This window comes from Jeotgalicoccus sp. S0W5, from assembly GCF_011634875.1.
GTDB classification, from domain to species: Bacteria; Bacillota; Bacilli; order Staphylococcales; family Salinicoccaceae; genus Jeotgalicoccus; species Jeotgalicoccus marinus.
This window is the reverse complement of record NZ_SIRQ01000003.1, coordinates 763,560-776,378: the sequence shown is the minus strand read 5'-3', so window position 1 is coordinate 776,378 and position 12,819 is coordinate 763,560. Positions and strand designations below refer to the sequence as shown.

Annotated in this window: 15 protein-coding genes and 2 tRNA genes; 9 read left to right on the top strand and 8 right to left on the bottom strand. The window is 35.3% G+C overall.

The window, feature by feature from the left end; translation table 11 throughout:
* Positions 1-57 precede the first annotated feature (57 nt).
* The 3 genes from EYB29_RS06415 to EYB29_RS06405 form a co-directional block, all read right to left on the bottom strand.
* Positions 58-1,194 (bottom strand): peptidylprolyl isomerase, encoded by a 1,137-nt coding sequence (locus EYB29_RS06415; RefSeq protein WP_026866583.1) that lies wholly within the window; start codon positions 1,192-1,194, stop codon positions 58-60.
* 95 nt (positions 1,195-1,289) lie between these two features.
* A complete protein-coding gene (locus tag EYB29_RS06410) occupies positions 1,290-1,673 on the bottom strand; it encodes a YtxH domain-containing protein (RefSeq protein ID WP_051220478.1) in 384 nt (127 codons plus the stop codon).
* A gap of 46 nt (positions 1,674-1,719) precedes the next feature.
* Positions 1,720-2,151: an HIT family protein gene (locus EYB29_RS06405; protein WP_026866584.1), complete on the bottom strand. Its 432-nt coding sequence runs from the start codon at positions 2,149-2,151 to the stop codon at positions 1,720-1,722.
* Between the two features lie 90 nt (positions 2,152-2,241).
* Here EYB29_RS06405 and EYB29_RS06400 point away from each other — a divergent pair, with 90 nt between their 5' ends.
* The gene (locus EYB29_RS06400) at positions 2,242-2,979 is read left to right on the top strand and encodes an ABC transporter ATP-binding protein (protein ID WP_166626894.1); all 738 of its coding nucleotides are present in this window, start codon (positions 2,242-2,244) and stop codon (positions 2,977-2,979) included.
* Positions 2,972-4,174, top strand: a complete 1,203-nt coding sequence (locus EYB29_RS06395) for an ABC transporter permease (RefSeq protein ID WP_026866586.1) — start codon at positions 2,972-2,974, stop codon at positions 4,172-4,174. The genes EYB29_RS06400 and EYB29_RS06395 overlap by 8 nt, the downstream gene beginning before the upstream one ends.
* Here the strand turns inward: EYB29_RS06395 and EYB29_RS06390 are convergent.
* The gene (locus tag EYB29_RS06390) at positions 4,171-4,719 is read right to left on the bottom strand and encodes a hypothetical protein (protein ID WP_166626893.1); all 549 of its coding nucleotides are present in this window, start codon (positions 4,717-4,719) and stop codon (positions 4,171-4,173) included. The genes EYB29_RS06395 and EYB29_RS06390 overlap by 4 nt on opposite strands.
* Before the next feature lie 162 nt (positions 4,720-4,881).
* On the opposite strand from EYB29_RS06390, the gene hemE reads away from it, so the two are divergent.
* The 4 genes from hemE (at position 4,882) to lplA (ending at position 9,289) form a co-directional block, all read left to right on the top strand.
* The gene (gene hemE, locus EYB29_RS06385) at positions 4,882-5,907 is read left to right on the top strand and encodes a uroporphyrinogen decarboxylase (RefSeq protein WP_026866588.1); all 1,026 of its coding nucleotides are present in this window, start codon (positions 4,882-4,884) and stop codon (positions 5,905-5,907) included.
* Between the two features lie 7 nt (positions 5,908-5,914).
* On the top strand, positions 5,915-6,829 hold the full coding sequence (hemH, locus tag EYB29_RS06380) for a ferrochelatase (protein ID WP_026866589.1): 915 nt from the start codon (positions 5,915-5,917) through the stop codon (positions 6,827-6,829).
* A 24-nt stretch (positions 6,830-6,853) separates the two neighbouring features.
* Positions 6,854-8,227: a protoporphyrinogen oxidase gene (gene hemY / locus EYB29_RS06375; RefSeq protein WP_205710595.1), complete on the top strand. Its 1,374-nt coding sequence runs from the start codon at positions 6,854-6,856 to the stop codon at positions 8,225-8,227.
* Between the two features lie 69 nt (positions 8,228-8,296).
* Positions 8,297-9,289, top strand: coding sequence for a lipoate--protein ligase (gene lplA, locus EYB29_RS06370; RefSeq protein ID WP_026866591.1), 993 nt, complete (start codon positions 8,297-8,299; stop codon positions 9,287-9,289).
* 85 nt (positions 9,290-9,374) lie between these two features.
* Here lplA and EYB29_RS06365 read toward each other — a convergent pair whose 3' ends face one another.
* Positions 9,375-9,572, bottom strand: coding sequence for an IDEAL domain-containing protein (locus tag EYB29_RS06365; RefSeq protein WP_026866592.1), 198 nt, complete (start codon positions 9,570-9,572; stop codon positions 9,375-9,377).
* Between the two features lie 194 nt (positions 9,573-9,766).
* Between EYB29_RS06365 and EYB29_RS06360 the strand changes: the two genes are divergently transcribed.
* The 3 genes from EYB29_RS06360 to EYB29_RS06350 all read left to right on the top strand — a co-directional run bounded on the left by EYB29_RS06360 (position 9,767) and on the right by EYB29_RS06350 (position 10,668).
* A complete protein-coding gene (locus tag EYB29_RS06360; RefSeq protein ID WP_051220479.1) occupies positions 9,767-10,375 on the top strand; it encodes a competence protein ComK in 609 nt (202 codons plus the stop codon).
* Between the two features lie 126 nt (positions 10,376-10,501).
* Positions 10,502-10,576: transfer RNA gene (locus EYB29_RS06355), tRNA-Asn, on the top strand.
* A 4-nt stretch (positions 10,577-10,580) separates the two neighbouring features.
* Positions 10,581-10,668, top strand: a tRNA-Ser gene (locus EYB29_RS06350).
* Between the two features lie 217 nt (positions 10,669-10,885).
* Here the strand turns inward: EYB29_RS06350 and EYB29_RS06345 are convergent.
* From EYB29_RS06345 to EYB29_RS11645, 3 genes are all read right to left on the bottom strand, one after another.
* Positions 10,886-11,923, bottom strand: a complete 1,038-nt coding sequence (locus EYB29_RS06345) for a tyrosine-type recombinase/integrase (RefSeq protein ID WP_166626892.1) — start codon at positions 11,921-11,923, stop codon at positions 10,886-10,888.
* A 10-nt stretch (positions 11,924-11,933) separates the two neighbouring features.
* Complete coding sequence (locus EYB29_RS06340) at positions 11,934-12,383, bottom strand: ImmA/IrrE family metallo-endopeptidase (protein WP_166626891.1); 450 nt, start codon at positions 12,381-12,383, stop codon at positions 11,934-11,936.
* A gap of 265 nt (positions 12,384-12,648) precedes the next feature.
* The gene (locus EYB29_RS11645) at positions 12,649-12,777 is read right to left on the bottom strand and encodes a hypothetical protein (RefSeq protein ID WP_256370653.1); all 129 of its coding nucleotides are present in this window, start codon (positions 12,775-12,777) and stop codon (positions 12,649-12,651) included.
* Positions 12,778-12,819: the final 42 nt, after the last annotated feature.

Below are 12,819 nucleotides of genomic sequence, written 5' to 3'. Positions count from 1 at the left end.
GGAATGAGCCCTTATAGGGCTGAAAAAAAGCCACCCGTTATACGGGTGGATACTTACTTACTCAGCGTCCTCAGAAGACTCGCTATCTTCGCCTGATTCAGCATTTTCACCGGACTCACTGTCGGTTGATTCTTCATTTTCTTTACTAGGCTCTCCAGCATTTTCTTCTTCGGCTGCTGGATCTTCAGTTTGAGCGTTTTCCAGTGCTTCATTCGCATTTAGGAAGGTGTCTTCAATATATGTTTGAATTTCTTCATTTTCAAACTCTACTTCATATTCTTCTAGAAGATCTTCATATGCTTTTAGTGCTTGTTGTGGATCTTCTTGAATGCTCTGGTTAACAAGTTGCGCCTTAATTGTGTTTAATTCTTCTTTTGGTGTATCTTCCAGTGTGGCATCTTCACGAAGTATAATATGGTAACCAAACTGTGATTCGACTGGTTCTGAAATCTCACCAGCTTCTAAATCAAATAGTGCAGTTTCAAATTCTTCAACCATTTGTCCTTCTGGTACATAACCAAGGTCACCACCATTTTGTGCACTACCTGTATCATCTGAGTTTTCTTTAGCAAGTTCTTTGAAGTCAGCACCTTCATCTAATTGGGCTTTCAGGTCATCTGCTTTTTGTTTTGCTTCTTCTTTAGTCAAACTTTCTTCCGCGTTTTCTTCATCTTCTGCGGGTGCTTCGCCTTCTTCACCGAATGAAACGAGAATGTGAGATGCTTTTCTGACATTTTCAAATGCTTCTTCATCAGTTATTTCTAAGTAATCCGCAAAATATAAATCGTTATATGCGTTAGAAATGCGCTGTTGTTTATAAGAATCAACTGTCATTCCTGGTTGAGATTGTTGTAACATCATGGAAAAGTTTTCTTCTCCACCATATTGTTCAATTTCTTCTTCTACTTGTGCTGTTAACTCTTCTCTATCAATTTCTTCTGAGTACTTATCAGAAAGGATTTGGTCTAATACTAATTGGAAAGTCTGATTAGCGACTTGATTCGTACCAATTTGATTTAATACATCGTCTGTAGTAATATCACCAGCTTTACTTGAAGCTAGAACATCTCCGTATTCAACTTCACCTTGGTCTGTATTTTCTTCAGATTCATTACTTTCACTGCTATCATTACTACAAGCAGCTAGACTGACCAAGCCAATCCCTAAAATAAAAGGTGCTAATTTCTTCTTCATCTCAAATTCTCCTCCTAGTTGCATATACAAGAAATAATATAACACACAAAAAAGGCAGCATACAAACGTAAGCTGCCTGATGTTTAAATAGTCTGTTATTTTTCTTCAGTTTCCGATTGATCTTTCTTACTTGGTGGGCCTTCTAAAGCGCCATCTACACGGTTTTGAACATTTTCAATATTAGTCTGTAAACGTTCAATATTTGGGTTGATGTCTGCTTGGAAGTTAGAAATCATCGTTTTAACTTCATCTCCAAGTGTTGAGAAAACCTCACTTGATTCATGCTTTGTTTTAAGGAAAGCATTTTTGATTTCGTCACCTTCGATTTTTAACTGATTAAGACCTGACTGTAAATCATTAGTGCCAGATGCTAATGAATTTTGTAAGGCTTTACCGGACTTAGGAGCGTTCAAGAATGCAATAAGTAAACCTCCAGTTAATCCAACAGTAAAGCCGACTCCGATATTTTTAAGTTTCATATTATACACCTCTCATTGTTTCTTACATACCCTGTCTCGGCGTTAGTTATGCATTTAATGAATTTTTAATTGCATCAGCTACTTCACTGCGAACATCGGTAGAGTTCTCTTCTTCAGGTAAGTCAACCCACTTATAACCAAAACCATCATGTGCTTCTTTATATCTCGGGATGATATGGAAGTGTAGATGGAAGACTGATTGTGATGCGTAAGCACCGTTGTTTTGAACAACGTTAAGTCCGTCAGGGTTAAACGCGTCTTTGACTGCATTAGCCACTTTTGTGACAACCTTGATTACTTTTGCACCTGTTTCATCATCTAGGTTGTAAATATTTTCTATTACTTTTTTAGGGACGACAAGTGTGTGCCCCTTAGCAACTGGAAAGGCATCCATAAATGCAATGACATCATCGTCTTCATAAATAATATTTGCGGGTACTTCTCTGTCGATAATTTTTTCAAAAATAGTCTTAGTCATCTCAATATCCTCCATAGCTCTCTTTATGATATAGTTTTACTTAAGTATCAGTATACAAATAATTAGAACGATTTAAAAGGAAGTCAAACAATGGTCTTAAATATAAAAAATCTAACAGGTGGCTATTCAAAGGAACCTGTCATTCATGATATTTCATTAGATATAAAACGTGGGGAAATCATTGGTCTCATTGGTTTAAATGGTGCCGGTAAAAGTACCACAATTAAACATATCTTAGGTCTATTAAGACCGCATTCCGGATCAATAAAGGTCATGGAACGTACATTAGAAGATGATGTAGAAGCTTATCGGCGACATCTAGGTTATATCCCTGAAACTCCAATACTCTACGAAGAGTTAACACTTAAAGAGCACATCAATATGACAGCGATGGCTTATGGCCTTACACCTGAACAAGTTGAAGAAAGAAAGGGTCCACTTTTAAAAAGATTTAGGCTGGATGATAAGGAAGATACATTTCCTAGTCATTTTTCCAAGGGGATGAAACAAAAAGTTATGCTCATCTGTGCCTTCATTGCTGAACCAGATCTTTATATTATAGATGAGCCTTTTTTAGGGCTAGACCCATTAGGAATTGAATCACTTATTGAACTCATGATTTCTGAAAGAGAAGAAAACCGATCAATGTTAATGAGTACACATATTTTATCGACAGCTGAACGATACTGTGATCGATATATCATAATAGATAAAGGTCGTAAAATTGCCGATGGTAATTTAGAGGAGTTAAGAGCGTTAACTCACTTGCCGAATGGGACGCTTGATGATGTCTATATCAAACTCACTGGTGGTAATCACCATGAGTAAAGCGTTATTTGAAGGACGAATGACCGAAGACATCAAATTAAGGAGCTATTATGGAAAGTTTATATTTAACAGTCACTTTTTAGTATTTTTAATGATTGCTGCAGGTGTCATGTTATATACCTTACTCGGCTTGAGAGAAACTCTAAGTCCAGGAATACACATTGATTTAATCTGTGCGATTGTACTTTCCATTTTTATAAACCCAAAATATAGAAGTTTATTAAAAGAAGCGGACATGTTGTTCTTACCACCTTATGAAAAGCATATGACTGCCTATTTTAAACGGGCAGATATTTACAGTTTGTCACTCGGTATTGTTCCGCCAATTGCAGTGTCTATTGCAGTAATGATTCTCTTAACAATTGGTCATGACCTAACTCATATTATCCTCTTTTTCTTTGTTGCATTGATCTTGTACTTCAATACGTTTTCGATTAAGAGATTAGCAGTTAATACTGAGCTGAAAAAGTGGATGGTAAATTTAATTTTATTCGTATTAAACTTTGTTAGCTTATTTTTAATTCAACAGCATTCATTGTTCATTATTTTAGCACTCGCTATTGTTGTCCTTAGTCAAGTCAGTGTGAGGAAAATACGTTTTAAGACCTTATCATGGTTGAATTATACAGCCTATGAACAAGAGGAGTCACACGCTTATTTCCAAGTGGTCAGCATGTTTACGAATGTAAAACAAATTGATAAGAGCTTTAAGCGACGCGCATATTTAGATCTATTATTACCAGATATGAAGGGTGAAAAGTTTAATAAGAAAAATATGTATGAGTATCTATTTTACCGTTCTTTTCTAAGAGATCATGATTTACCTATGATTGTGCTTAGAATTATCATATTATTCTTTATCATTATGTTTTGGATTTCAAACTTTTATATTTCACTCGTATTTTCACTGTTTGGTATTTATATTATTGTCTTGCAGATGTCTCAAATTTATACGAATCAAGCCTATCTTTTATGGCCAAAAATATGGCCAGTAAATCGTTCATACATTCAAGATAGTTACATTAGGTATTCTCATAAAATGGTTCTATTGATATCTATAATCTTCACATTAATGTTTATTATTGTAGAATCTGAGTATTTTTATATAGGACTATTATTCCCGTTATGGGGTCATGTGTTGAACAGATTCTTATCAAGATCAATTTACAAAAAAGAAGAAGAACTAAGTGATTAATCACTCAGTTCTTCTTTTTCTTCGTCAGAGAAGACATTTTCATTAATTGTGTAATAGGTTTTAGATGATAAGAAATCTCCAAAGAGCGACTCTTCTGTACGGAATTTTTTAAGAGCCTCTGTTGTCAGGTATTGTTCGTGAATATCCGTATATTTAAAGTCATCGTAAATAGATAAGTCTGCCCATTTAATTAGTATCATATAAGTTTCTTTTTTCTCATTGACCCCAACACGATATGCAAGAACGCCATTTATGTCAGCTAATGCTTTCGCTAAATCTAAAACATGTGCACGGAGTGAGTGGAATCCATCTCCTGCAGAAGGGATATAATACATTGTCATCGGTCCATCTGCATCGAGACCACCCATATTTTCAAAAATCTCATATGTCATTTTAGTGGAGAATACTGAGTCTTCATTATTATCTTCATAGTACAAAATAGCATCAGTACCTCTTGAGCTAATGGATGTTTGGTCATATTTCTCATGAAGAGATGTTAAATAATCTAATGTGCCTGTTGTTAAATGCAAATACAATTTCTTCACCTCATAAAGTCTTATTAATTTTTATATACCTGCTCAATAGTGACTTTAAACATAGTCACAAATAGAACGAATTTTTGACAACTTCGAGCTAAATAATAATAGTTCTAATGAATGTGATAAAATACTATAGTGTATAAAAAAATATTAATAGGGGGAAACACTGTGTTTAATGATACTATCATTCGGGCAGCGCGCGGCGAGAAAACAGAGCATACGCCGGTTTGGTTTATGAGACAGGTTGGGCGTTCACAGCCAGAATATAATAAAGTGAAAGAGAAGTATTCACTGATTGAAATTACTAAACAACCTGAACTCACTGCCTATCTAACTGCGACACCAGTAGACAACTATAATGTTGATGCTGCGGTACTTTATAAGGACATCATCACGCCACTTGCACCAATTGGAATTGATGTGGATATTAAAGCTGGTATTGGTCCAGTAATAGAGAATCCGATTCGAACAATTCAAGATGTAGAAAAACTAGGAGAGCTAGACCCCTTTAAAGACTTAGATTATGTATATAAGGCGATCCAAATTCTAACTCAAGAAAAGTTAAATGTCCCTTTAATTGGCTTCTGCGGTGCACCGTTTACTGTAGCGAGCTATATGATTGAGGGCGGTCCATCAAAAAATTATCACAAAACTAAAACAATGATGTATACACAGCCAGAGCTGTGGTTTAAATTGATGGATAAGCTAGTTGAAACAAGCATTACTTACTTAACAGCACAGATTAAAGCAGGTGCTGGCATTATTCAGATATTTGATTCATGGGGTGGTGCCCTTAATAAAGCTGACTATAACTACTATCTTGCACCGGGTATGAAACGTATTATTAAGGCAGTAAAAGCACAAAATGTGCCAGTTATCATTTTTGGAGTCGGTGCAAGTCACCTAGCTACAGAATGGGACAAATTAGGTAGTGACGTGCTTGGACTCGACTGGAGAATGTCAATTACTGAAGCACGTGAACTTGGAATTACTAAAGCTTTACAAGGAAACTTAGATCCAGCGATTCTCTTATCCGACTGGAATATTATTGAAGAACGTGCCAAGAAAATTGTTGAAGAAGGGCAAAGAACAGGGCACATCTTCAACCTTGGACATGGGGTATTCCCAGAAGTGAATCCAGAAGTACTAAAACGTTTAACTGAACTAGTACACACATATAGTAAAGGACTGTGATTTTAAAATGAGTGAAAAAAAAGCATTATTAGTTATGGCGTACGGAACGCCTTACAAAGAATCGGATATTGAACCATACTATACGCATATTAGACATGGTAGAAAACCAAGTGAAGAAGCTTTACAAGACTTAAAGGATCGCTATGAAGCAATCGGTGGTATTTCTCCTTTAGCAGATACAACAGAACGCCAAGCAAATGCATTAGTAGAAGTACTGAACAAACAAAGTGATGATGAGTACGAGCTGTTTATTGGCTTAAAACATATTCATCCTTTCATTGAAGATAGTGTAAAAGAAATTAGTGAACGTGGAATTAAAGAAATTCATACGGTTGTTTTAGCACCGCATTATTCTAATTTCTCAGTCGGTTCTTATAATAAACGTGCCAAAGAAGAAGCTGAAAAATATGGTATGACGGTTAAATCTGTCGAATCATTTTACGAGCAAACACCATTTATAGATTTCTGGGTGGATGCTTTAGAAGGTACGTTTAAAGAAATTCCTGAAGAAGAACAGAGTAAAACTGCAATTGTTGTGAGTGCACACAGTTTACCTGAGAAAATTAAAGAACATAATGATCCGTATCCAGACCAATTAGTAGAGACTAAGAACTTATTAAAAGCACGATTTAATAAAGGTCATTACTTTGTAGGTTGGCAGTCTGAAGGGAACACGCCTGATCCTTGGTTAGGGCCAGATGTTCAAGACCTTACTCGTGAATTACACAAAGAACATGGATTCGAACATTTTGTTTATTTACCACTCGGTTTTGTATGTGAACATTTAGAAGTACTTTATGATAATGACTATGAATGTAAGGTCGTAACTGATGAAATCGGTGCAACTTACCATAGACCGACAATGCCGAATACAGATGAACGCTTTATTCAAGCGATGGTAAACGAACTCGTTAAACTTTAATTTAGATAGTCAGGATGTGTAATAATGAAAAAAGTTGCCATAATCGGTGCAGGTATAACAGGCCTCTCTGCAATGTATTATCTTTTAGAAGAAAGTAATGATTGTCAGGTAGAGTTATATGAGGCGTCGAATCGAGCGGGTGGTAAAGTCAATACACATATAAAAGATGGCTACACAATTGAATTAGGACCAGAGTCTTACCTGGCTAGAAAAACAGTAATGACTGAACTAGCAGAGAAACTAGGGCTTCATACGACATTAGTAAGGAATCAGACAGGTCAAGCATATATCTATGCTAAAAATCAATTGTACCCTGTACCTAAGGGAACTATGTTAGGTGTTCCTTTAGAATTTAAATCTTTACTTGATACGGACTTAGTTTCTTGGCCGGGTAAATTAAGAGCGACGATGGATTACTTTAAAACCGCCTTACCTTTATATAAAGATATTTCTGTTGGTGAATTCTTCAGAGCTCGGCTTGGGAATGAAGTTTTAGAAAATATGATTGAGCCACTCTTATCTGGTGTTTACAGTACTGACATTGATCAATTGAGTTTAATGTCGACTTATCCAAATTTTAAAAAGACTGAATCGTATTACGGTAGTTTGATGAAGGGGCTTAATTTAGAGCGAAGAAATAAACCACAAGCACCGAAAACGAAAGTCGGGCAATTCTTGCAGTTTTCAGGTGGCTTACAGTCCTTTATCGACCGCATGGTAGAAGTAAACGAGGAACAGGGCGGTAAAATTCATTTCAATAGTGATGTTGAGGCAATCACTAAAAATGATCATGGCTATACCTTGACTGTTAACGGTGAAACAAGTGATTATGATGAAGTCATCGTTACAACACCGCACTTCCAATATAAGCGATGGTTTGATGATAAGGAATTTGAGTACTTTAATCACATGCCGGCAACGAGTGTTGCAACTGTAGTCATGGCCTTCGATGAATCTCAAGTTCAAAATGCTATTGACGGTACAGGCTTCGTTATCAGTCGTAACATGGACACTGTAATTACTGCTTGTACTTGGACGAATAAAAAATGGGCACATTCCACACCTAAAGGTAAGGCTTTATTAAGAGCTTATGTTGGACGACCAGGTGACTACATTGTTCATGAACGCTCGGATGCAGATATTGCTAGATTGGCTAGAGAAGATCTAGATAAGATTATGGATATAAAAGGTGAAGCGGAGTTTGAAATAGTGACGCGGATGCCATATTCCATGCCAAACTATATTGTCGGCCATAGGCGAATGATCGATGATATACAGTCTTATGTTAGTCAAACCTATCCAGGTTTACATTTAATCGGTGCTTCCCACTATGCAGTAGGGCTACCGGATTGTGTTCAGACTGCTAAAGATACTGCAGAGAAAATAATGAAAAAGTAATGTGATTTTATGGCCTGTTTCTATTATAATTAGTAACAGGTCATTTATTTTAAACAGGGGGAAATACAAATGAAATTTATTTCAAATAATGACATCACAGATCCTATGATTAACCTGGCAATGGAGGAGTACATTTTAAGAGAAATTCCAACAGATGATTCTTATTTTCTTTTTTACGTGAACCAACCTTCTATTATCATTGGTAAAAATCAAAATACCATAGAAGAAATTAATGTACCTTATATAGAGGAACATGGTATCAAAGTTGTCCGTAGAGTTTCAGGTGGTGGGGCAGTATACCATGATGAAGGTAACTTGAATTTTAGTTTTATTACTGAGGATGATGGAGATAGTTTCCATAACTTTAAGAAGTTCACCCAGCCGATTGTAGATGCTTTAAATGATATGGGTGTTAAAGCTGAATTATCTGGCCGTAATGATATAGAAATTGAAGGTGGCAAAAAGGTATCAGGGAATGCGATGTTCACACAAAAAGGTCGTATGTTCTCACATGGTACTTTGATGCTTGAGAGTGATATTTCAGAGGTACAAAATGCCTTGAAAGTAAACCCTAAAAAGATTCAGTCTAAGGGCGTAAAATCTGTTAGCGCTAGAGTAGGGAATATCAATGATTACTTAGAAGAGAAAATCGATATTGAAGAATTTAAGAAGAGAATTTTATCGAACATATTTGGTGGCTTAGAAAATGTTGAAGAATATAAGCTAACAGATGAAGACTGGGAAAAAATTAATAAATTGTCCAAAGAGAAATATCAAACTTGGGAATGGAACTATGGTAAAAACCCTAAGTATAATTATGATAATTCTCATAAGTACGACGCTGGATTATTAGATGTACGTTTAGAGGTAAATGGTGGACGTATTGAGCATGCCAAAATCTTTGGAGACTTCTTTGGTGTAGGGGAAGTCATCGATATTGAAAATCGATTAATTGGTGTTGAACATAATAGAGCAGCAATTGATCAGGCCTTGTCTGATATTGATATCAGTCATTATTTAGGACGTATTACTAGAGATGAATTTTTAGACTTAGTTTCTTAAAAGTATTTAGTACTGTAGAGTGGGAATATATATGATAAAAGCACCAAATTCTCATTAGAGAATTTGGTGCTTATTTATGTAAATTCTATAGTTGTTTCATTAAAGTTGTATACTTATTAAATTTTTCTTCGTCTTTTTCTATAAGTGATTCTTCGATTTTACGGGAATATAAGTCGTAATTAAAACGGTACATTGATTCTTGTAAAACCAAGTCTGCTGATAAATCATTTATAGTATTAAGAAAGCCTCTTAATTGATTGGCTGGATATACAGGTCTCCCCATAATTGATAACCCCTCTCGATTACTAACTTAATTAAAGTATACACACCATTCTCAATTAGGTCAATGATAATGAGAATCGTAAAAGCAAATTTTCTGACAAGTATGTGATAAGTTAATATAACAGTATTTAATAATAGTTAACAAAATTTAAAATATATGTTATATTATTTTTAAGTAAATAATTTGGAGGTCCCATGACAAGACAACACTACACTATAAATGATAACACTATGTATGTAGTTGCGAAGGAAGATGGCCGTTATGTTGAAAGTACAATCTGTGAGCTATATGGTGATCCTATTAAATGTCTTAGAAGTCCAAATAAAGTGATTGAATATAACTGTAAACTCCATTCTCAAAGCTATTCAGCTAGAAAAGAGTTGTCTAGAAGTTTGACTGAGATCAGGTCTAAGCACCCGATAATTATCGATTTATTTGCATCATATATTTATTTTTGTACACATTCAGATAGGGTGCAGTCTAACAGTTGGTTCAATTTAAAGTACATACAAAATTATTATCCCTATAGAGGACAAACCTTAGTCAAGTTTGAAAATAATGAGGAATTAGTAGTGGATATTTCATATGCTTCTTATAATAAGCAATATTTAAATGCAGTGAAATTATATTATAAATTCAATCTTGAGAAGGAGAAATATTATAAGAAAAATCAAAAGCGTGAAGCATCGTTATATAGACATCAATCAAAAGAAGAAGATGATATGTTATATATTAATGAAGCTGCCAAGGCAACTTATATCAAATTGATGAGAAGCATAGATGAAATTAATACAATTAATTGAGTTTGAAGTTATAGTTAATACATTCAACAAAATTGTAAACTTTTCTTATTTAATATTAATTTATTGTTGATATTGTTTAGCTGAGTTGTTATAATAAATATTGTTCGTTTGAAAGATACATAATATTCCACAGTAGCTCAGTGGTAGAGCTATCGGCTGTTAACCGATCGGTCGTAGGTTCGAGTCCTACCTGTGGAGCCATTATGGAGATGTACTCAAGTGGCTGAAGAGGCGCCCCTGCTAAGGGTGTAGGTCGCGAAAGCGGCGCGAGAGTTCAAATCTCTCCATCTCCGTTCATTAAATACTTAAACCCCGTTAAATCATCGTTAAACGTTGATATGACTCCATCTCCGTTCATTAAATACTTAAACCCCGTTAAATCATCGTTAAACGTTGATATGACGGGGTTTTATTATATTTGCATGAATGATTAGAAGTGATTAAAGATGAGTAGAGTTGGCAACAAATTGACAACATTGTCGTTGACAAGCAGATTCTGACAATCGCCTGTCAACTTATGTCGTTTGGCATCGTGTTTAATATATTTAAAGCATTGCTTTCATCATTCTCATATGTTTCTTCAAATATATGATTGTACACATCTAATGTAATTCGAATACTTTTGTGTCCTAATCGTTTACTAATGTAATGAATAGATACTCCATGATTGTAAAGATAACTACAATGAGTATGTCTTAGTGCATTTATTGTAATCTCTTTATCGATGCCAAGATACTCTCTTGCACGACTGAACATATCATTCGCAGTCCTGTATGCAATATTAAAGATATATTCTTGCTGATCTAATTCCATTGCTTCTATCTCATGTTTAATATGTGCCATATCATTGCTTGCCAGTGTAATAGTCCTTGGTGATGCTTCTGTCTTTGTACCATTTAAAAATAGTTTGTTGTTCTCAAAGTCGAAGTATTCATATTTAATGGTGTTGACTTCACTAAAGCGACCGCCTGTCACGTGTGAGATGAACAATAACAATGCACTTTTCGCACGTTTATTCCTAAAGTATTCCTTAGTATCTACATATTGTTGCAGTTGCATATACTTATATTCTTCCTTTTTAGGAGCCACTGTGCCCCAAACCTTCGCTCTATATGTTGGATTGCGTGGAATCAATCCATTGTAGACCGCATCTTCTAAACATGCTCTTACCTGTTGGTGCATCTTCAACACACTATTCTTAGTCAAACCTTCTGCGTAGTGATTGATAAATGACTGGTACTGATCTTGGTCTAAATCTTTTAGCCGCATATTCGGTGGAAAGTAATCTTCCATTTTCTTTAAGGTACTGATAAAACGGTTGTATGATTTATCTGATACGATATTCAGCTTATATGTGTCTACCCAACGCTCGTAGTAATCAAATAGAGATTCATTGGAGCTACTATCTACACCATGAGCTACATCAGTTATTATTTTCTGTATACGTGCTTGTGCTTCCTTCTTAGTCGCAAAACCTTGTTTTCTATACCGTTTGCCTTGATAACTAAAATTGTATCCCCACTTACCATTTACCTTTTTAGGTTCCATTCTATCCCTCCTAAAACTCTATACCAGACACTTTAGAGTGATTGACTAGCATGTCTATCCTTTTAAGTGCAACGTCCTCACACACGCCAAAATACGCCATTAAATCCGTTGCCTGATAGAGTCTGTTTTTGGTGATTAACTTTTCTGGCATCTGCAAGAGTAGTCCAAACTTTTCAGCTTCTGCTTCTTGGTACTCGTTGTATGCTCTAGGCATGTTGTGCTGTTGAGTCGCATGTAAAAACATGTGTCCTGCTTCATGACAAAATGCTTTAAACATCTCATTCCGTTTATCAAATTTAAGCCCGATAATGTCTACACCTGCTTTCTGTACATAAAAGTTAGATTGGTGATTGTAGAGTATGTGTACATCAAACATGTACGCTAAATGTTCTATGTTCAGATCGTGTACATCTAATATGGATAAATCCACGATGTCATTTACTTTCTGTTCGATTCTCATGCAAAAACCCCTTCATTATAGAACGTATGTTCGGTTTAAAGTTTAAAAAATTACTGACCACAAATGGATACTAGTGGTCAGCTAGTGTGCTATTATGAAATTATAGGATGCTGGGCGCTCGTGGATAGGTTATTGTTTTTCTACTCACTATCTATGCGTTGCACTTTCTGATTACTTTTATGAAATTCATCAGCTTAGCTCAAGGTTGCCATATCAATATGACTTAGGTTTCCCTTGAATTCACCCAGTACTCAGCTTATTATTACTAATAAGCAGGGCATTTATTACCACGAATTGGCGATAATCCACCATTTGAATTTATCTCATAGTTTCTTAACGTAGATGCTGTTTGTTCTATTAATTCGTCAATATTATTTCTTGCATTATCTTTCATTGCATCAATCCCCTTCATCATGTCGTCAACTTGGAGAGTTTG

What these genes read in the sequence shown, in the direction of transcription:
- EYB29_RS06410 (WP_051220478.1), bottom strand. Translation starts at nt 1,673, where the DNA reads ATGAAACTTAAAAATATCGGAGTCGGCTTTACTGTTGGATTAACTGGA.
- hemY (WP_205710595.1), top strand. Translation starts at nt 6,854, where the DNA reads ATGAAAAAAGTTGCCATAATCGGTGCAGGTATAACAGGCCTCTCTGCA.
- lplA (WP_026866591.1), top strand. Translation starts at nt 8,297, where the DNA reads ATGAAATTTATTTCAAATAATGACATCACAGATCCTATGATTAACCTG.
- EYB29_RS06405 (WP_026866584.1), bottom strand. Translation starts at nt 2,151, where the DNA reads ATGACTAAGACTATTTTTGAAAAAATTATCGACAGAGAAGTACCCGCA.
- EYB29_RS06340 (WP_166626891.1), bottom strand. Translation starts at nt 12,383, where the DNA reads ATGAGAATCGAACAGAAAGTAAATGACATCGTGGATTTATCCATATTA.
- EYB29_RS06365 (WP_026866592.1), bottom strand. Translation starts at nt 9,572, where the DNA reads ATGGGGAGACCTGTATATCCAGCCAATCAATTAAGAGGCTTTCTTAAT.
- EYB29_RS06400 (WP_166626894.1), top strand. Translation starts at nt 2,242, where the DNA reads ATGGTCTTAAATATAAAAAATCTAACAGGTGGCTATTCAAAGGAACCT.
- EYB29_RS06415 (WP_026866583.1), bottom strand. Translation starts at nt 1,194, where the DNA reads ATGAAGAAGAAATTAGCACCTTTTATTTTAGGGATTGGCTTGGTCAGT.
- EYB29_RS06360 (WP_051220479.1), top strand. Translation starts at nt 9,767, where the DNA reads ATGACAAGACAACACTACACTATAAATGATAACACTATGTATGTAGTT.
- EYB29_RS11645 (WP_256370653.1), bottom strand. Translation starts at nt 12,777, where the DNA reads ATGAAAGATAATGCAAGAAATAATATTGACGAATTAATAGAACAAACA.
- hemH (WP_026866589.1), top strand. Translation starts at nt 5,915, where the DNA reads ATGAGTGAAAAAAAAGCATTATTAGTTATGGCGTACGGAACGCCTTAC.
- EYB29_RS06395 (WP_026866586.1), top strand. Translation starts at nt 2,972, where the DNA reads ATGAGTAAAGCGTTATTTGAAGGACGAATGACCGAAGACATCAAATTA.
- EYB29_RS06345 (WP_166626892.1), bottom strand. Translation starts at nt 11,923, where the DNA reads ATGGAACCTAAAAAGGTAAATGGTAAGTGGGGATACAATTTTAGTTAT.